We start from the raw sequence: 15,664 nt of genomic DNA on the forward strand, positions 1-15,664 counted from the left end.
TGACTGCCGATGGATCAATCGCTGATCAACCGCATTGTCGAGGGTGCCCTGCTGGCTTCCAGCCAGCCACTCACCCTGGCCCAGCTGAAGGACCTGTTCCCGGAAGAGGAACCGGCGCCGCCGGGCAGCATCGAACGTGCGCTGGAACGCCTGCGCGAGGCCTGCGAAGGCCGCGGCGTGGAACTGGTCGAGGTCGCCTCCGGCTTCCGCTACCAGGTCACCGGCGAAGTGCATGGCTGGATCAGCCGGCTGTGGACCGAACGCAAGACCCGCTATACCCGTGCCACCCTGGAAACCCTGGCGCTGATCGCCTATCGGCAACCGATCACCCGCGGCGAGATCGAACAGGTGCGCGGCGTGGCGGTCAGCAGCAACATCATCCAGGCACTGGAAGAACGCGAATGGATCCGCGTGGTCGGCCACCGCGACGTGCCCGGCAAGCCGGCACTGTTCGGCACCACCAAGGGCTTCCTGGACTACTTCGGGCTGAAGCGGCTGGACGAACTGCCGCCGCTGTCGGAACTGAAGGACCTGGGCGAGCTGGAACCACAGCTGGCGCTGGACCGTGATGCACCGGCCGGCGCCGGCGCCGAGGGTCCGGACATCTCGGCCGGCGCCGATGGCGCCGCCGCGAACGATGACGCCGGCCTGGCCGGCAGTGACACCCCCGATTCCGCCGAGGCAGTTGCTGCGTCGGCCTCCGATGAGCAAGCACCTTCGCCCCTCGATGATGGGCACCCCGATTCCGCGCCGGGCGAGCGCGCGGTGCCAGTGAACGAACGCGAAGACAACGCCGTCGCGATGACGACCGTGGCTGTTGACCAAGCCGATTCCGAACCAGAGGCCGACCTCGAAACCGTCGGCCGGAGCAAAACTGATGAGTGACACCCCCCGTAACAAGCTCTCGCTGAAGCGCGAAGCCACCTCCGAACAGTTCAAGCTGGAAGAGCGCCTGCACAAGGTGCTGGCCCAGGCCGGCCTCGGCTCGCGCCGCGCGCTGGAACAGCGCATCGCCGAAGGCCTGGTCAAGGTCAATGGTGAAGTCGCGCAGACCGGCATGTCGGTCAAGAGCGGCGACAAGATCGAACTGGATGGCCGTGGCTTCGTCGCCACCGCCCTGGCCGAGCCGTCGCGCGTGCTGGTCTACAACAAGCCGGAAGGCGAAGTGACCACCCGCGATGATCCGGAAGGCCGCCCGACCGTGTTCGAGTCGTTGCCGCCGCTGAAGGGCGCGCGCTGGATCGCCATCGGCCGCCTGGACATCAACACCACCGGCCTGCTGCTGGCCACCACCGACGGCGAGCTGGCCAACGCCATGATGCACCCGTCGTTCGAGGTCGAGCGCGAGTACGTGGTGCGCGTGCGTGCGCCGGAAGGCGAGGAAAAGGTCTCCGACGCCATCGTCGACCGCCTCACCCGTGGCGTCGCGCTGGAAGACGGCCCGGCCAAGTTCGATGAAATCGAACGCATCGGCGGCACTGATTCGCACGACTGGTTCCGCGTCGTGGTGAAGGAAGGCCGCAACCGCGAAGTGCGCCGCCTGTGGGAATCGCAGGGCTGCCAGGTCAGCCGCCTGAAGCGCACCCGCTATGGCAAGGTGAGCCTGCCGCGCGAACTGGCCCGTGGCCATTCGGTGGAACTGGGCACCGCACAGGTTGAAGCCCTGCGCGCGCAGCTGAAGCTGGAAGAAGGCGCGCCGTCGGCACTGACGCTGCAGCCGGTGATCGGCCAGCGCCGCGCCGCCAAGACCACCGTGCGCGTGCGCGAAGGTGGCCGCGGCAACGCCTACGTCAACGGCCACAACACCGCCGACGAAGGCCGCGAGCTGCGTCGTTTCGACAACGTCCGCGAAGACCGCGGCCGTGGTCGCGGTGGCAAGGGTGGCGGCTTCAAGGGCGGCCTGACGGTCAGCGGTGAAGCGGCAGCCAAGCAGTCGCAGAAGCCGTTCAAGCAGCGCACCCAGAAGAACGATCGTTCGCTGCCGGAAGGCAATCCGGCGGCGTTCCGCACCTGGTACGTGCCGGATGGCGTGAGCACCGGCCCGAGCGGCCATCGCAACGCCGGTCCGGGCGCACGCGGCCCGGGTGCCCGTGGTCCGGGTGCAGGCGGCCAGGGTCGTCCGTACGGCAAGCCGAAGGGCCCGGGCGCAGGCGCCGGTGGCGGCCAGGGCCGTGGCGGTTTCGGCGGTGAAGGCCGTGGCGGCGCAGGCGGCCAGGGTCGTCCGGCCGGTGCGGGCAACCGCTCGCAGGGCCAGGGCAACAAGCACCCGTACGGTCATCCGGGCAATGCCCCGAGCTTCCCGTCCGACCACGCCACACCGGGTTTCAACCCGTATGGCAGCCCGAAGCCGGCGCACGGCGCCCGTCCGGGCGGTCGCGGCCCGGGCGGTGGCAACAACCGTGGCCCGGGCGGTAACCGTGGTCACGGTGGCCCGGGTGGCAACCGTGGCCCGGGCGGCCCCGGCGGCAACCGCGGTCCCGGCGGCCCGCGTCGCAGCGGCCCGCGCGGTGGCTGATCACCGGCCCCACTGAAATGAAAAACCCCGGCTCCGGCCGGGGTTTTTCTTTGAAAAGGGGACGGAGGGGATTAAGTCGCTTTCTCCCCTTCGACACACAGCGCGGCAAAAGCGACTTAATCCCCTCCGTCCCCTTTTGCGTGGCGCTGGAAGGCGGCGGGCGTGGTACCGGTCATGCTGCGGAAGAATGCGATGAACGGGCTCTCGGCGGAAAAGCCAGTGTCCTGCGCCACATGCGCGACGCGATGGCCCAGCAGCAGCAACTCCATGGCCCGCATCAGTCGCCATTGCTGGCGCCAAGCCTGGTAGCCCATGCCGGTATCACGCTGCATCAACCGGCCAACGGTGCGCACGCTCAAGCCCGCACGCGCGGCCAGCTCGCCCAGTTCGGGCGGCAACTGCTCGGCCACTGGCAGGCAGCGCGCGATGCGTGGGTCGCGTGGCAGCGGCAGGTCCATCGGGGCCACCGGGGCGGCGGCGATCTCCAGCATGCACAACGCCAGTTGGTGGTGCGCACGCGGCGCCCGCCAGTCATGGTCGAACGGCGCCTGCGCGATCGGCTCCAGCAATGCCTGCAGCAGCGGACCCACGCCGATGATCGCCGGCTGCTGTGGCAACTGGGCCGACAGGGTGGCCTCGAAGTACAACGAACGGTAGTCGACCGCTTGGCGCATCTGCGCGCGATGGCGCAGCCCACCCGGAATCCACGCCGCGCGCGCGGGCGGCAGCAGGCTGATGCGGTCACCGTAGGTCAGGCGCGTACAACCTTGCCGGGTATACAGCAACTGCGCGCGTGCATGCTGGTGCCAACCCGAGTCGTGATCCGCCAGTGAGGCCGCGATGCCCAGCACCGGCGCGCTCCAGGCATCGGCATCGAAGTGCGCATCCGGCTGCAACCAGGCCATGTCTGATTTCATCCATTCAATGACAGGATAGACAGGGTGCGCCATCGCGGACACGACCACAATGCGCGGCCCTGTTCCTGGAGCGCCCGCATGTCGCGCCGCCTGTTGTTGCTCACCATCGCGCTGCTGATGTTCCCCCAGCTTGCGCAGACCCTGTACAGCCCTGCCCTGGCCGATCTGGCCGGGCGCTTCGCATTGCCCCCCGGCGCCGCCAGCCAGGCCATGAGCCTGTACCTGTTCGGTTTCGCCGCCGGTGTCCTGCTATGGGGGCGGATGGCCGACCATATCGGCCGTCGCCCTGCCCTGCTCTGCGGTCTGGCCGTGTTCGCACTGGCGGCCTGCGGCGGACTGCTGGCCAGCACGTTCGGCCAGGTCCTGCTGGCCCAGGCACTGGCCGCGCTGGGTGCAGCGACGGCCTCGGTGGTCACCCAGACCGTACTGCGCGACCACCTGAAGGGACCCGCGTTGGCGCAGGCGTTCTCGTGGATCGGCATGGCGTTGGCCCTGAGCCCGGCGATCGGGCTGGCACTGGGGGCATTGCTGGTTGCCAAGCACGGCTATGCCGGCGTGCAGGCCGGCCTGCTGCTGATGGTCATCCTTCTGATGCTCGGATGCGCATCCGGCCTGCAGGAGAGCCGCCCTGCCGAAGTCGTGCACACGCCCCTGCTGCCACTGCTGCGGCAACTGCTGCGTGATCGCTGGATCTGGTCACAGGCGCTGCTGGTGATGGCGTTCAACGTGGCCATGTACAGCTGGTACGCGCTGGGCCCGTTCGTGTTCGAACGCCTGCACTGGCCGCTGGCCTGGTTCGGCGCCAGCGGCGCGGTGCTGGCGTTGGGTTCGGCGCTGGGTGCATGGGGCAATGGCCGCCTGCTGCGCGCAGGCGTTGCTTCTGCCACGCGTATCCGCCTTGCCGCCGGACTGCTGCTGGCCGGTGGCCTGTTGGCTGCGCTGCTGCGCGACCAACCGGCACTGGTCGCGGCGATGATACCGGTGGTGGCCGCTTTCGGCCTGGCCATTCCCAATGTGCTCGGCCAGGCCCTGCGCGGATATCCGCACTGCCTGGGCAGTGCCGGTGCCCTGTTCGGACTGCTCTACTACCTGTTGATCGGCGTGGCGATGGCGGTGGTCGGTGCACTGCAACTGCTGGCACCGACACTCATCGTGTGCGGCCTGCTGGCCCTGTGGCTGCAGCGGCCGGTGCGGTTCAACGCCGGCTGATGGTGAAGGCGGCGCCGTCCACGCCCAGGTCCCAGCCCTTGCCGGTGCCGGACAGGGCCAGCGAGATGTCGCCCTTGGTCATCACCTGCGCGTTGCTGGACTTCACTGCGCCCGCATGCGCGCCGACCGAGGCGTAGGTGCCCAGCAGTTCGTTGACACTCACGGCACCAGTGAAGCTGCCACGGCCATTGGTGATCTTCGACTTGCCCACGGTCAGGCCGCCGCCCTTCACTTCGATGCGCACCGGCAGGCTGGTGCCGTTGCTGCAGCTGACCGTGCCATTGCCGGAGGCGGTCTTGTAGATCAGTGACCAGCCGGACAGGTTGTAGCGCAGCTGGCAATCAAGGTTGCCGGCAGCGTGCGCGGCCGGGGCCAGCGTTGCAGCGGACAGGGCCAGCAGCAGGGCGAAGGACTTGTTCATGGCAGGACTTCCAGTTCGGTCGGACTGCCGGCGAATCTAGCAGCGCGCGCGTGCACGTTGGATGCAGGCGCGCGCGCTGGTGCGACGGCGTTCAGGCCATTGCTCAGGCCTGTTCGTCCAGGTGGAAGGCATCGGCATCGAGCATCGCCGGGAAGCGCGCGCGGTGCGCGGCCAGCGCCTCGGCCGAGATGGTGGTGGTGACCACCTGTTCGCGTTCGCGGATTTCCACCTGCGGCTGTCCAAGGAAGTCGATCACCGCGCTGTCGCCAGCGTAATGCAGCTGGTTGCCATCGATACCGACACGGTTCACCGCCGCCACGAAGCACAGGTTCTCGATCGCCCGCGCGCGCAGCAGGGTCTTCCACGCATAGGCGCGCGCCGACGGCCAGTTGGCCACGAAGATCTGCAGGTCGAAGTCCAGCTGATCAGGGCGCTCCACGTTGTAGCGGTTGCGGCAGAACACCGGGAAACGCAGGTCGTAGCAGACCTGTGGATTGATCCGCCAGCCTTTCCATTCCACGCTCAGGCGCTCACGGCCGGCGGCATAGCGTTCGTGTTCACCGCCGTAGCGGAACAGGTGGCGCTTGTCGTAGTACTGCAGCCCGCCATCGGGCGTGGCGAACAGCAGGCGGTTGTAGACGCCGCCGCCCTCGCGCAGCTGCACGCTGCCGATCACCGCTGCGTTCAAGGCCTTGGCCTGCTCGCGCACCCAGGCCACGGTCGGGCCGTCCATGCCTTCGGCCTGGGCGATGGCCTCGTTCGAGAAGCCACTGGTGAAGGTCTCCGGTAGGATCACCAGGTCGGTGGTGCCGGCCAGCGGCGCCAGCAGCGCGCCGTAGTAGGCGCGGTTGCCCGCCGGGTCATGCCAGCGGGTGTCGCCCTGGACGAGGGAAATGCGCAGGTCCTGCATGTCCGTACCTTCGCTCACAGCAGGCGCAGGCGTTCGATCGCCGCGTCCATGGTCGCTTCGTTCTTGGCAAAGCACAGGCGCACCAGGCGCTGGCCGGCCGGCGGGCTCTCGTAGAACGGCGACAGCGGAATGGCGGTGACGCCCTTCTCGATGGTCAGCCACTTCACGAACTCATGGTCCGGCAGATCGCTGATGGCCGAGTAGTCAACCAGCTGGAAGTAGCCACCCGGCACCGGCAGTGCTTTCAGGCGGGTGCCGGCCAGCTGCTCGCGGAAACGATCACGCTTGGCCTGGTAGAACGCGCCCAACTCCAGGTGGTGTTCGGGCTCGTCGCGGATCATCGCGGCGAAGCCATGCTGTGCGGGGCCGAAGCTGGTGAAGGTGTTGTACTGGTGCACCTTGCGGAACTCGGCGGTCAGCGCCGGCGGCGCGATCGCATAACCGATCTTCCAGCCGGTGCAGTGGTAGGTCTTGCCGAAGCTGGAGATGACGAACGCGCGCTCGCGCAGTTCCGGGTAGCGCAGCGCCGATTCATGGCGGCGGCCGTCGTAGATGATGTGTTCGTACACCTCATCGGAGATCAGGTAGATCTGCGTGCCGCGCAGCAGCTCGGCCAGCGCCTGCATGTCCTGCGCCGACAGCATCGCGCCGGACGGGTTGTGCGGGGTGTTGACGATCAGCATGCGGGTGCGCGGGGTGATCGCTGCACGCACGCGGTCCCAGTCGACCGCGAACGTCTGCGGATCGAGCGACACATGCACGGCCCTGGCACCGGCCAGGTCGATCGCCGGTTCGTAGCAGTCATAGGCCGGGTCGAGCACGATCACTTCCTCGCCGGCACGCACCACGGCATGGATGGCGTTGAAGATGGCCTCGGTGCCGCCGCTGGTGACGGTGATCTCGCTGTCCGCATCGACCTGCGCGCCGTAGCAGTCCAGCGCCTTCTGTGCGATGGCCTGGCGCAGCGGCGCCACGCCGGTCATCGGCGGGTACTGGTTCAGCCCGGCGGCCATCGCCCTGGCGGTCTCGTCGATCAGGCGCTGCGGCGCCGAAAAATCCGGGAACCCCTGGCCCAGGTTGACCGCGCCGTGTTCGGCGGCGAGCTGGGACATCACGGTGAAGATGGTGGTACCGACCTTGGGCAGCTTGGTGGTGGGTTGCATCGGCCTGGGGATATGGGGAGACAGACCCCCGAGTTTACGCAATCCCTGCTTCGGTAGCGCCGGCCGCCGGCCGGCAACCCGGGACGATCTGCGACGCTGGGTCGCACCTGCCGGGCAGCGGCCGGCACTCCCCTGTGGATTCACCGCTACAATTGCCGCCGCACTCCGGCATGAAGACCTTTGCCCCTTGAACACCCCTGCATTGCTGGCCGCCAGCGGCCTGAGCTTCTCCCGCAATGACGAGCCGGTGTTCGGCCCGCTGGACTTCCATGTGGACGCCGGCGAAGCCCTGCTGGTGCAGGGCGGCAATGGCGCCGGCAAGACCACCCTGCTGCGCGTGCTGGCCGGCCTGGCCCGGCCCGGTGCTGGCCAGGTACGGATCGACGGCAAGCCGGCCAGCAATGCCGAGCGCGCGCGCTATGTCGCCTATCTCAGCCACCTGCCGGCCCTGAAGCCAGACCTCGGCACGCTGGAAAACCTGCATTTCCTGTGTGGCCTGCACGGCCGCCGTGCGCGGCAGATGCCCGGTAACGCGCTGGCCATCGTCGGCCTGGCCGGCTACGAAGACACCCTGGTACGGCATCTGTCGGCCGGACAGAAACGGCGGCTGGCACTGGCGCGCATCTGGCTGTCGCCGGCGCCGCTGTGGCTGCTGGACGAACCCTACGCCAACCTCGACCTGGAGGGCATCACCCTGGTCAACCGGATGATTTCGGCGCACCTGCGCGCCGGAGGCGCGGCGCTGGTCACCACCCACGGCGCCTATGCCGCACCGCCGGTGCGTACCCGCCAGCTCGACCTCGGCGGTGCCGCATGATCGCGCCGGGTACGGAGCCGGGCCTGTGGCAGACCGCGGGCGCCCTGCTCAAGCGCGACCTGCGCCTGCTCTGGCGCCGCCGCGGCGATGCGCTGCAGCCGCTGCTGTTCGCGGTGCTGGTGGTGGTGCTGTTCGCGTTGGCCCAGGGCCGCGAACCACAGCTGCTGGCCGCCACCGCCGGTGCGGTGCTGTGGCTGGCCGTGCTGCTGGCGGGACAGCTGTCGCTGGATTCGCTGTTCCGTTCCGATGCCGAGGATGGCTCGCTGGAACAATGGCTGCTGGCGCCGGTGCCGCTGGCCTGGCTGGTGCTGGTGCGCGTGCTGCTGCATTGGGCCACCACTGCGCTGCCGTTGATCGTGGTCAGCCCGCTGCTGGCGGAAATGCTGCATCTGCCGCATGACCAGCTGCCGATGTTGCTGGCATCGTTGCTGCTGGGAACGCCGTTGCTGAGCCTGATCGGTGGCGTGGTCGCCGCGCTGACCGTAGGCATCCGACGCTCTGGTATTCTCGTGGCGCTGCTGTCGTTGCCGCTGTACGTGCCGGTGCTGGTATTCGGTGCAGGCAGCCTGGCGGCAGCCGGACGCGGGCAGGATCCGGTCGGTGCGCTGCTGATGCTGGGCGCTGGCCTGCTGGTCGCGCTGGTGCTGGCGCCACTGGCCACCGCCGCTGCAATACGTATTTCTCTGAGTTGACCGAGCTGAGAGCCAATCCACCCCTGCTGGATAGCCGCCACGCATGAATCCGATTGTCCGCTGGTTCCACCAACTCGGCTCGCCCCCCACGTTCGACCGTTTCGCTGCCCGCTGGTCGCGGGTGTTCTACCTCGCGGCGGTGCCGGTGCTGCTGGTCGGCATGTGGCAGGCGCTGCTGGTGGTGCCGCCGGAAGCCAAGCAGCTGGACAGCTTCCGCATCCTCTACATCCACGTGCCCAGTGCCTGGATGAGCCTGTTCGTGTTCGCGCTGATGGCGTTGTATGCGGCCATCGCGCTGATCTGGCGGATCAAGGTCTGCGAGATCCTGGCAATGGCCTGTGCGCCGATGGGCGCCGGCTTCACCCTGATCACCCTGTTGACCGGCAGCATCTGGGGCAAGGGCACCTGGGGCACCTGGTGGGACTGGGACCCGCGCATGACCAGCGAACTGGTGCTGCTGTTCCTGTACCTGGGCGTGATCGGCCTGTACCACGCCATCGAGGACCGCCGCAGCGCCGCGCGCGCAGCCGGCCTGCTGGCCATCGTCGGTGTCAGCCTGCTGCCGGTGATCCGCTATTCGGTGGACTGGTGGGGTGGCCTGCACCAGCGCCAGTCGATCAACGTGTTCGGTGAATCGGCGATCAGCAGCGCGATGATCGCGCCGCTGTGGTGGATGGTGATCGGCACCAAGTTCTGGTTCGCCGGCTCGGTGCTGGCCAAGGCCCGCGCCGACAATCTCGACCGCGAGGCCGGCAAGGCCTGGGTCGGCGGCCGCGTCGATGCCGAACGGCCGGCCAGGGAGGCCCAGCCATGACCCACCTGCCCTATGTGATCGGCGCCTACGCCGTGTTCGTGCTGGTGCTCGGCGCCGATGCCATCGGTTCGTGGCTGCGCCTGCGCGTGGCACGCCGGTTGGCACTGGCCCGCCAGCAGCGGCAGCAGACCCGCGCCGGCAGGCAGGACGCAGCGGCGCCGCTGTCGACGGAGCTCGAGCGATGACCCCGGTACAGCGTCGCCGCCTGGTGTGGGTGCTGCTGGCCCTGCTCGCCTCCGGCCTGGCCACCGCGCTGGTGGCGATGGCGCTGGAGCGCAACATCGCCTACCTGTACACCCCCTCGGAAGTCCTGCGCGGCGATGTCGATGCGCAGTCGCGCTTCCGCCTCGGCGGCATGGTGGTGAAAGGCTCCTTCAACCGTGCGGTCGGCTCGCTGGAGGCACGCTTCGAAGTGACCGACGGCGATGCCCAGCTGGCGGTGACCACATCGCGGATCCTGCCGGACATGTTCGCCGAGGGCACGGCGGTGGTCGCCAGCGGCCGCCTGCAGGACGGCGTGTTCGTCGCCGACGAGGTGCTGGCCAAGCACGATGAGAAGTACGTGCCGAAGGAAGTGGCCGACAAGATGGGCGACGCGCATCGCAAGCACGACGTGCCGGTGACGGCACCCGAGGTGCGCTGAGTGCTGCCCGAACTGGGTCAGATCCTGCTGCTGTGCGCGTTGCTGGCCTCGCTGCTGCAGGCCGGCCTGCCGCTGGTCGGCGCGCAGCGCAACAATACGGCGTGGATGGCGGTGGCACGACCTGCCGCGTTCGCGCAGCTGCTGCTGCTTGCCGGCGCATTCGCCGTGCTGACCGCCGCGTTCGTGCAGCAGGACTTCTCGGTGCGCTACGTGGCCGAGAACTCCAATTCGCTGCTGCCGATGGTCTACCGCTACTCGGCGGTCTGGGGCGCGCACGAGGGCTCGCTGCTGATGTGGGCGCTGGTGCTGGCGCTGTGGACCGGCGCGGTGGCGCTGTTCTCGCGGCACCTTCCCGCGCCGGTGCAGGCACGCGTGCTGGCGGTGATGGGCGTGGTCAGTGTCGGCTTCCTCGCCTTCCTGATCTTCACCTCCAACCCGTTCCTGCGCCTGAACCCGGCACCGCTGGAAGGTCGCGACCTCAATCCGCTGCTGCAGGACCCGGGGCTGATCATCCACCCACCGATGCTCTACATCGGGTATGTCGGCTTCGCGGTGCCATTCGCGTTCGCGGTGGCCGCATTGCTGGAAGGCCGCGTCGACGCCCGCTGGCTGCGCTGGACGCGGCCGTGGACCAACGTCGCCTGGAGTTTCCTGACGCTGGGCATCGCGCTGGGCAGCTGGTGGGCGTATTACGAGCTGGGCTGGGGCGGCTGGTGGTTCTGGGACCCGGTGGAAAACGCCAGCTTCATGCCGTGGCTGGTCGGTGCGGCGCTGATCCATTCGCAGGCCGTCACCGAGAAGCGTGGCACCTTCGGCAGCTGGACGCTGCTGCTGGCGATCGCCGCCTTCGCGCTGTCGCTGCTGGGTACGTTCCTGGTGCGCTCCGGCGTGCTGACCAGCGTGCATTCGTTCGCTGCCGATCCCTCGCGCGGCCTGTTCATCCTGGTGTTCCTGTCGGTGCTGGTCGGCGGCAGCCTGCTGCTGTATGCGCTGCGTGCCAGCCAGCTGAGCGTGGACGCCGACGATCCGCGTCGTGGCTTCACCGCCACCTCGCGCGAGACCCTGCTGCTGGCCAACAACCTGCTGCTGGCCACCGCCTGCGCGATGGTGCTGCTCGGCACGCTGTACCCGCTGCTGGCCGATGCGCTGGCGTTGGGGAAGATTTCGGTTGGCCCGCCCTACTTCGGCAGCCTGTTCCTGCTGCTGATGGCGCCGATGATCCTGCTGCTGCCGTTCGGCCCGCTGGTGAAGTGGCAGCGGGACCAGCCCTCGCGCGCGTTCGCGCTGCTGGCACCGTGGCTGGGCCTGGCGCTGCTGCTGGGCGCGCTGGCCTGGTGGCAGGCGCCGCAGAACGGCTGGAAGGCCGGCATCGGCGTGGCCGCTGCGGCCTGGGTCGGGTTGGGTACCGCGCGCTTCGTGTGGCAGCGCCTGCGCGGCAATGGCCGGTTCACCGCCGAGATGCTCGGCATGATCGTCGCCCACGCCGGCATCTCCGTGTTCCTGGCCGGCGCGCTGCTGGTGGAAGCGCTGAACGTGCAGCGTGAGGTGGCGCTGGCGCCGGGCCAGCAGCTGGTGGTCGGCCACTACGAAGTGCGCTTCGAGGGCGTGGACCATCGCGAAGGGCCGAATTTCATTGCCGACCGTGGGCACCTGCGCCTGTTCCGCAACGGCCGCGAACTGGCGCTGCTGCATCCGGAGAAGCGCCAGTACGCCAGCGGCGGCCAGGTGATGACCGAGGCCGGCATCGATGCACGCTTCGATGGTGATGTCTACGTGGCATTGGGCGAGCCGCTGGGCAACAATGCATGGGCGGTCCGGGTGCACATCAAGCCATTCGTGCGCTGGATCTGGCTGGGCGCGCTGTTGATGGCCCTGGGCGGATTCATCACCGCCGCCGACCGCCGTTTCCGTCGTCCGTAGGAGTTCCCATGTCCGAGTCCCCCACCCCGCGCCCCGCCCGCCCGCTGCCGCCGGTAGCCATCGTGATCGGCGTGCTGTTCTTCTTCGGCCTGCTCGGGCTGATGATCTACGGGGTGATGAAATCGGGTGATCCGCAGCGCGACGTACTGCCGTCGGCGCTGATCGACAAGCCGGCGCCGGCATTCGCGCTGCCGGTGCTGCACGACCCTGAGATGATCGTGAACAGCGACGAACTGCGCGGCGCGCCCTACCTGCTGAACGTGTGGGGCAGCTGGTGCGCGGCCTGCCGCGAGGAACACCCGGTGCTGACCCGTTTCGCCGAGAGCAAGCGCGTGCGCGTGATCGGCTACAACTGGAAGGACGACCCGACCGACGCGCTGCACTGGCTGGAACAGCTGGGCAACCCATTCATGGTGGTGCTCAGCGACGTCGAGGGCCGCACCGCGATCGACTGGGGCGTGACCGCCGCACCGGAAACCTTCCTGGTCGATGGCAGTGGCATCGTGCGCTGGAAGTACAGCGGTGCGATGACCCAGCGCGTGGTCGACGAGAAGCTGATCCCGGCGCTGCAGAAGATCGAGAAGGCCCAGGGCAGTGCCGGCAACACACTGCACACGGCGCCCTGAGCCCATGCGCTGGCTGCTGGCGCTGCTGCTCCTGATGCTGCCGCTGGCCGCGCTGGCGCAGCAGCCGCTGCATGATCCGCAGCCACTGCAGTTCCGCGACGGCGCCGAGGAGCGCCGCTTCCACGACCTGGCCGCGCAGCTGCGCTGCGTGCAGTGCCAGAACCAGTCGCTGGCCGATTCCAATGCGCAGATCGCGCAGGACCTGCGCCGCGAGGTGCTGCAGCTGATGCAGCAGGGCCATGACGACGCACAGATCAAGCAGTTCCTGGTCGCCCGATACGGTGAGTTCGTGCTCTATCAGCCACCGTTGCAGCCGGGTACCTGGCTGCTGTGGGGCGGCCCGTTGCTGATGCTCGGCGCCGGCGCACTGGTGGTGCTGGGCATCGTTCGCCGCCGTGGCCGCGCCGTCGCCGCCGTGCCGGCCAGCAAGGCCGAGGAAGGAGATGGATGGTGAGTCATTGGCTGCCGATGCTGGCTGGGCTGGTGGCCGCGCTGATGGCGGCGCTGGTGCTGTGGCCACTGCGCCATCATGGTCGCCGCGGTTTCGTGGTGGGCGTGCTCGCGCTGGGCGTGGCCGGTGCCTGCCTGTATCTGCTGGTCGGTGATCCGCGTGCGGCACAGGTACAACCGACGCCATCGGCAGCCACCCTGCGCGATGGCGTGCAGGCCCTGCAGGACGCACTGAAGCGCGACCCGCAACGGGCTGATGGCTGGGCACTGCTGGGCAGGTCGCAGGCCGAACTGGGCAATGTCTCGGCCGCTGCAGACGCCTTCGCGAGGGCCGCCGCATTGGCACCGGATGATCCGGGCGTGCTGGTGGAAGCCGCGCAGGCACGCGCGCAGGCTGATGCCGGCAAGCAGTTCGATGACACCGCAATGGCCTGGTTGCAGCAGGCGCGCACGCTGGCCCCGGACGCCGAGCGCGCCAGCTGGCTGCTGGGCATCGCCCTGCGCCAACGCGGAAAGAATGCCGAGGCTGCCGACGTCTGGAGCGGCCTGCTGCCACGGCTTGAACCGGGTGCTGCGCAGGCGCTGCAGGCACAGATCGCCATCGCCCGCGAGGCCGCCGGCCAGGCGCCCGATGCCGCCGCTGCGGCGCCACCGGCGCTGCTGCAGGTGCGCGTGCAGTTGCCTGCGCTGGAGAACGCCGAGTGGCCCGCCAGCACCCAGGTGTTCGTACTGGCCCGCGCCGTGGGTGGACCGCCGATGCCGGTGGCCGCGCGCAAGCTGCCCCTGGCAGGTTTCCCGGCCACGGTCGGGCTGGGCGACGGTGACAGCCCGATGCCCACCGCACCGCTGTCGGCCCATCGCGAAGTGGAAGTGCTGGCACGCATCTCGCGCAGCGGCAGCGCCAACCGCAGCGAGGACGACCTGCAGAGCGTTCCGGTGAAGGTGAGCCTGCCACATCAAGGCGTGGTGGAACTGCGGTTCCCTTGACGCGCCGCACGGCACTGCCGGGGGCATCGCCGATGGAAACCAGCGTGTCGCCAGCTCCACATGCGGCCCCGCTAGAATGACTGCATGACCGAATTCATCCCGCCCGGCACCCGCTTCCACGCCCTGCCCTCGCCATTCCCGTTCAAGCGCGGTGGCGCACTGCATGGCGCACGCGTGGCCTACGAAACCTGGGGAACACTGGCTGCCGACGCCAGCAACGCAATCCTGATCGTGACCGGGCTGTCGCCGGACGCGCATGCGGCGGCCAACGAGGCCAACCCGGCACCAGGCTGGTGGGAAGCGATGGTTGGCCCGGGCAAGCCGATCGATACCGGCCGCTGGTTCGTGGTCTGCGTGAACTCGCTGGGCAGCTGCAAGGGCTCGACCGGTCCGGCCTCGCTCAATCCTGCCAACGGCGACCCCTACCGCCTGGACTTTCCCGAGCTGTCGATCGAAGACGGCGCACGCGCCGCCATTGAAGTCGTGCGTGCACTGGGCATCGAACAGCTGGCCTGCGTGGTCGGCAATTCAATGGGCGGCATGACCGCGCTGGCGGTACTGATGCTGCACCCGGGCATCGCGCGCAGCCACGTCAACATTTCCGGCAGCGCGCAGGCACTGCCGTTCTCGATCGCGATCCGCTCGCTGCAGCGCGAGGCGATCCGCCTTGATCCGCGCTGGAATGGCGGTCGCTACGACGATGCCGAGTACCCCGAGTCCGGCATGCGCATGGCGCGCAAGCTGGGCGTGATCACCTACCGCTCGGCACTGGAATGGGATGGCCGCTTCGGCCGCGTGCGGCTGGATTCGGACCAGGCCGACGACGATCCGTTCGGCCTCGAATTCCAGGTGGAAAGCTACCTGGAAGGCCATGCACGGCGCTTCGTGCGCTTCTTCGATCCGAACTGCTACCTGTACCTGAGCCGATCGATGGACTGGTTCGATCTGGCCGAGTACGCCGACGGCGATGTGCTGGCCGGGCTGGCGAAGATCCAGGTGGAGAAGGCGCTGGCGATCGGTGCCAACACCGACATCCTGTTCCCGGTGCAGCAGCAGCAACAGGTCGCCGACGGCCTGCGTGCCGGCGGTGCCGATGCGCGCTTCATCGGCCTGGAATCGCCGCAGGGCCATGATGCCTTCCTCGTCGATTTCGAGCGTTTCGGCCCGGCCGTGCGCGGCTTCCTCGACGCGCTGTAAGTGGCGTGGCGGCGTAACCTCGCGCTGGCTGCATTCGGCGCGCTGGCCGCCTTGATGATCAGCGGTGTGCTGCCGCTGTGGCTGGGTGGCTGGTGCCTGCTGGCCAGCGCGGTGTCGTTCGGGCTGTATGGCCACGACAAGCGCGCGGCGCAGCGAAAGCGATGGCGCATTCCCGAGCGCACCCTGCAACTGCTGGCCTTTGCGGGTGGTTGGCCCGGCGCGCTGCTGGGCCAGGCGCTGTTCCGCCACAAGCACCGCAAAGCCGAATTCCAGTGGGTGTTCTGGCTGTGCGTGCTGGCCAACGTAGCCTCGATCGCGGTGATGCTGCGCGAGTTCTCGCGGTAACCGTTGGAATGGGTGGATCCACGCCATGCGTGGACGTG

18 protein-coding genes are annotated in these 15,664 nt (G+C 68.7%); 14 read left to right on the forward strand and 4 right to left on the reverse strand.

What is annotated here, in order from left to right; translation table 11 throughout:
* Positions 1-9: 9 nt before the first annotated feature.
* Complete coding sequence (gene scpB / locus ACYKG1_RS14165) at positions 10-885, forward strand: SMC-Scp complex subunit ScpB (RefSeq protein ID WP_100473367.1); 876 nt, start codon at positions 10-12, stop codon at positions 883-885.
* Positions 878-2,515: a pseudouridine synthase gene (locus tag ACYKG1_RS14170; RefSeq protein WP_478470774.1), complete on the forward strand. Its 1,638-nt coding sequence runs from the start codon at positions 878-880 to the stop codon at positions 2,513-2,515. Before scpB ends, ACYKG1_RS14170 begins: the two co-directional genes overlap by 8 nt.
* A 116-nt stretch (positions 2,516-2,631) precedes the next feature.
* On the opposite strand, the gene ACYKG1_RS14175 is transcribed toward ACYKG1_RS14170, so the two are convergent.
* On the reverse strand, positions 2,632-3,420 hold the full coding sequence (locus ACYKG1_RS14175; protein WP_262082717.1) for an AraC family transcriptional regulator: 789 nt from the start codon (positions 3,418-3,420) through the stop codon (positions 2,632-2,634).
* 90 nt (positions 3,421-3,510) lie between these two features.
* Between ACYKG1_RS14175 and ACYKG1_RS14180 the strand changes: the two genes are divergently transcribed.
* A complete protein-coding gene (locus ACYKG1_RS14180) occupies positions 3,511-4,641 on the forward strand; it encodes an MFS transporter (RefSeq protein ID WP_478470775.1) in 1,131 nt (376 codons plus the stop codon).
* On the opposite strand, the gene ACYKG1_RS14185 is transcribed toward ACYKG1_RS14180, so the two are convergent.
* The 3 genes from ACYKG1_RS14185 to ACYKG1_RS14195 form a co-directional block, all read right to left on the reverse strand.
* The gene (locus tag ACYKG1_RS14185) at positions 4,628-5,062 is read right to left on the reverse strand and encodes a hypothetical protein (RefSeq protein ID WP_100473371.1); all 435 of its coding nucleotides are present in this window, start codon (positions 5,060-5,062) and stop codon (positions 4,628-4,630) included. The genes ACYKG1_RS14180 and ACYKG1_RS14185 overlap by 14 nt on opposite strands.
* 103 nt (positions 5,063-5,165) lie before the next feature.
* Complete coding sequence (locus ACYKG1_RS14190; protein WP_478470776.1) at positions 5,166-5,972, reverse strand: amidohydrolase; 807 nt, start codon at positions 5,970-5,972, stop codon at positions 5,166-5,168.
* A gap of 14 nt (positions 5,973-5,986) precedes the next feature.
* Entirely contained in the window at positions 5,987-7,135 is a 1,149-nt protein-coding gene (locus ACYKG1_RS14195) for a pyridoxal phosphate-dependent aminotransferase (RefSeq protein ID WP_478470777.1), read from the reverse strand.
* Here ACYKG1_RS14195 and ccmA point away from each other — a divergent pair.
* The 11 genes from ccmA (at position 7,095) to ACYKG1_RS14250 (ending at position 15,626) form a co-directional block, all read left to right on the forward strand.
* On the forward strand, positions 7,095-7,952 hold the full coding sequence (gene ccmA / locus ACYKG1_RS14200; RefSeq protein ID WP_428993185.1) for a heme ABC exporter ATP-binding protein CcmA: 858 nt from the start codon (positions 7,095-7,097) through the stop codon (positions 7,950-7,952). The genes ACYKG1_RS14195 and ccmA overlap by 41 nt on opposite strands.
* The gene (ccmB, locus tag ACYKG1_RS14205) at positions 7,949-8,644 is read left to right on the forward strand and encodes a heme exporter protein CcmB (RefSeq protein WP_006456616.1); all 696 of its coding nucleotides are present in this window, start codon (positions 7,949-7,951) and stop codon (positions 8,642-8,644) included. The genes ccmA and ccmB overlap by 4 nt, the downstream gene beginning before the upstream one ends.
* A 43-nt stretch (positions 8,645-8,687) precedes the next feature.
* Positions 8,688-9,458, forward strand: coding sequence for a heme ABC transporter permease CcmC (gene ccmC, locus ACYKG1_RS14210; RefSeq protein WP_087923100.1), 771 nt, complete (start codon positions 8,688-8,690; stop codon positions 9,456-9,458).
* Positions 9,455-9,643, forward strand: a complete 189-nt coding sequence (gene ccmD / locus ACYKG1_RS14215) for a heme exporter protein CcmD (protein ID WP_005410342.1) — start codon at positions 9,455-9,457, stop codon at positions 9,641-9,643. The genes ccmC and ccmD overlap by 4 nt, the downstream gene beginning before the upstream one ends.
* Positions 9,640-10,101, forward strand: a complete 462-nt coding sequence (ccmE, locus tag ACYKG1_RS14220; RefSeq protein WP_100473374.1) for a cytochrome c maturation protein CcmE — start codon at positions 9,640-9,642, stop codon at positions 10,099-10,101. Before ccmD ends, ccmE begins: the two co-directional genes overlap by 4 nt.
* Positions 10,102-12,021: a heme lyase CcmF/NrfE family subunit gene (locus ACYKG1_RS14225; protein WP_262082722.1), complete on the forward strand. Its 1,920-nt coding sequence runs from the start codon at positions 10,102-10,104 to the stop codon at positions 12,019-12,021. It abuts the gene before it with no gap.
* Positions 12,022-12,029: 8 nt separating this feature from the next.
* The gene (locus tag ACYKG1_RS14230; protein ID WP_201116834.1) at positions 12,030-12,647 is read left to right on the forward strand and encodes a DsbE family thiol:disulfide interchange protein; all 618 of its coding nucleotides are present in this window, start codon (positions 12,030-12,032) and stop codon (positions 12,645-12,647) included.
* A gap of 4 nt (positions 12,648-12,651) precedes the next feature.
* Positions 12,652-13,101 carry a cytochrome c-type biogenesis protein gene (locus ACYKG1_RS14235; protein ID WP_100473377.1) on the forward strand — a complete coding sequence of 150 codons (450 nt, stop codon included), beginning with the start codon at positions 12,652-12,654 and terminating at the stop codon, positions 13,099-13,101.
* The gene (locus ACYKG1_RS14240) at positions 13,095-14,084 is read left to right on the forward strand and encodes a tetratricopeptide repeat protein (RefSeq protein ID WP_100473378.1); all 990 of its coding nucleotides are present in this window, start codon (positions 13,095-13,097) and stop codon (positions 14,082-14,084) included. The genes ACYKG1_RS14235 and ACYKG1_RS14240 overlap by 7 nt, the downstream gene beginning before the upstream one ends.
* Positions 14,085-14,168: 84 nt before the next feature.
* Positions 14,169-15,281: a homoserine O-acetyltransferase MetX gene (metX, locus tag ACYKG1_RS14245; protein WP_478470778.1), complete on the forward strand. Its 1,113-nt coding sequence runs from the start codon at positions 14,169-14,171 to the stop codon at positions 15,279-15,281.
* Positions 15,282-15,626 (forward strand): DUF1294 domain-containing protein, encoded by a 345-nt coding sequence (locus ACYKG1_RS14250; RefSeq protein ID WP_100473380.1) that lies wholly within the window; start codon positions 15,282-15,284, stop codon positions 15,624-15,626.
* Positions 15,627-15,664 lie beyond the last annotated feature (38 nt).

The organism is Stenotrophomonas sp. 85239_Sma (assembly GCF_056481725.1).

What these genes read in the sequence shown, in the direction of transcription:
- scpB (WP_100473367.1), top strand. Translation starts at nt 10, where the DNA reads ATGGATCAATCGCTGATCAACCGCATTGTCGAGGGTGCCCTGCTGGCT.
- ACYKG1_RS14170 (WP_478470774.1), top strand. Translation starts at nt 878, where the DNA reads ATGAGTGACACCCCCCGTAACAAGCTCTCGCTGAAGCGCGAAGCCACC.
- ACYKG1_RS14175 (WP_262082717.1), bottom strand. Translation starts at nt 3,420, where the DNA reads ATGGCCTGGTTGCAGCCGGATGCGCACTTCGATGCCGATGCCTGGAGC.
- ACYKG1_RS14180 (WP_478470775.1), top strand. Translation starts at nt 3,511, where the DNA reads ATGTCGCGCCGCCTGTTGTTGCTCACCATCGCGCTGCTGATGTTCCCC.
- ACYKG1_RS14185 (WP_100473371.1), bottom strand. Translation starts at nt 5,062, where the DNA reads ATGAACAAGTCCTTCGCCCTGCTGCTGGCCCTGTCCGCTGCAACGCTG.
- ACYKG1_RS14190 (WP_478470776.1), bottom strand. Translation starts at nt 5,972, where the DNA reads ATGCAGGACCTGCGCATTTCCCTCGTCCAGGGCGACACCCGCTGGCAT.
- ccmA (WP_428993185.1), top strand. Translation starts at nt 7,095, where the DNA reads ATGGTGGTACCGACCTTGGGCAGCTTGGTGGTGGGTTGCATCGGCCTG.
- ACYKG1_RS14195 (WP_478470777.1), bottom strand. Translation starts at nt 7,135, where the DNA reads ATGCAACCCACCACCAAGCTGCCCAAGGTCGGTACCACCATCTTCACC.
- ccmB (WP_006456616.1), top strand. Translation starts at nt 7,949, where the DNA reads ATGATCGCGCCGGGTACGGAGCCGGGCCTGTGGCAGACCGCGGGCGCC.
- ccmC (WP_087923100.1), top strand. Translation starts at nt 8,688, where the DNA reads ATGAATCCGATTGTCCGCTGGTTCCACCAACTCGGCTCGCCCCCCACG.
- ccmD (WP_005410342.1), top strand. Translation starts at nt 9,455, where the DNA reads ATGACCCACCTGCCCTATGTGATCGGCGCCTACGCCGTGTTCGTGCTG.
- ccmE (WP_100473374.1), top strand. Translation starts at nt 9,640, where the DNA reads ATGACCCCGGTACAGCGTCGCCGCCTGGTGTGGGTGCTGCTGGCCCTG.
- ACYKG1_RS14230 (WP_201116834.1), top strand. Translation starts at nt 12,030, where the DNA reads ATGTCCGAGTCCCCCACCCCGCGCCCCGCCCGCCCGCTGCCGCCGGTA.
- ACYKG1_RS14235 (WP_100473377.1), top strand. Translation starts at nt 12,652, where the DNA reads ATGCGCTGGCTGCTGGCGCTGCTGCTCCTGATGCTGCCGCTGGCCGCG.
- ACYKG1_RS14240 (WP_100473378.1), top strand. Translation starts at nt 13,095, where the DNA reads ATGGTGAGTCATTGGCTGCCGATGCTGGCTGGGCTGGTGGCCGCGCTG.
- metX (WP_478470778.1), top strand. Translation starts at nt 14,169, where the DNA reads ATGACCGAATTCATCCCGCCCGGCACCCGCTTCCACGCCCTGCCCTCG.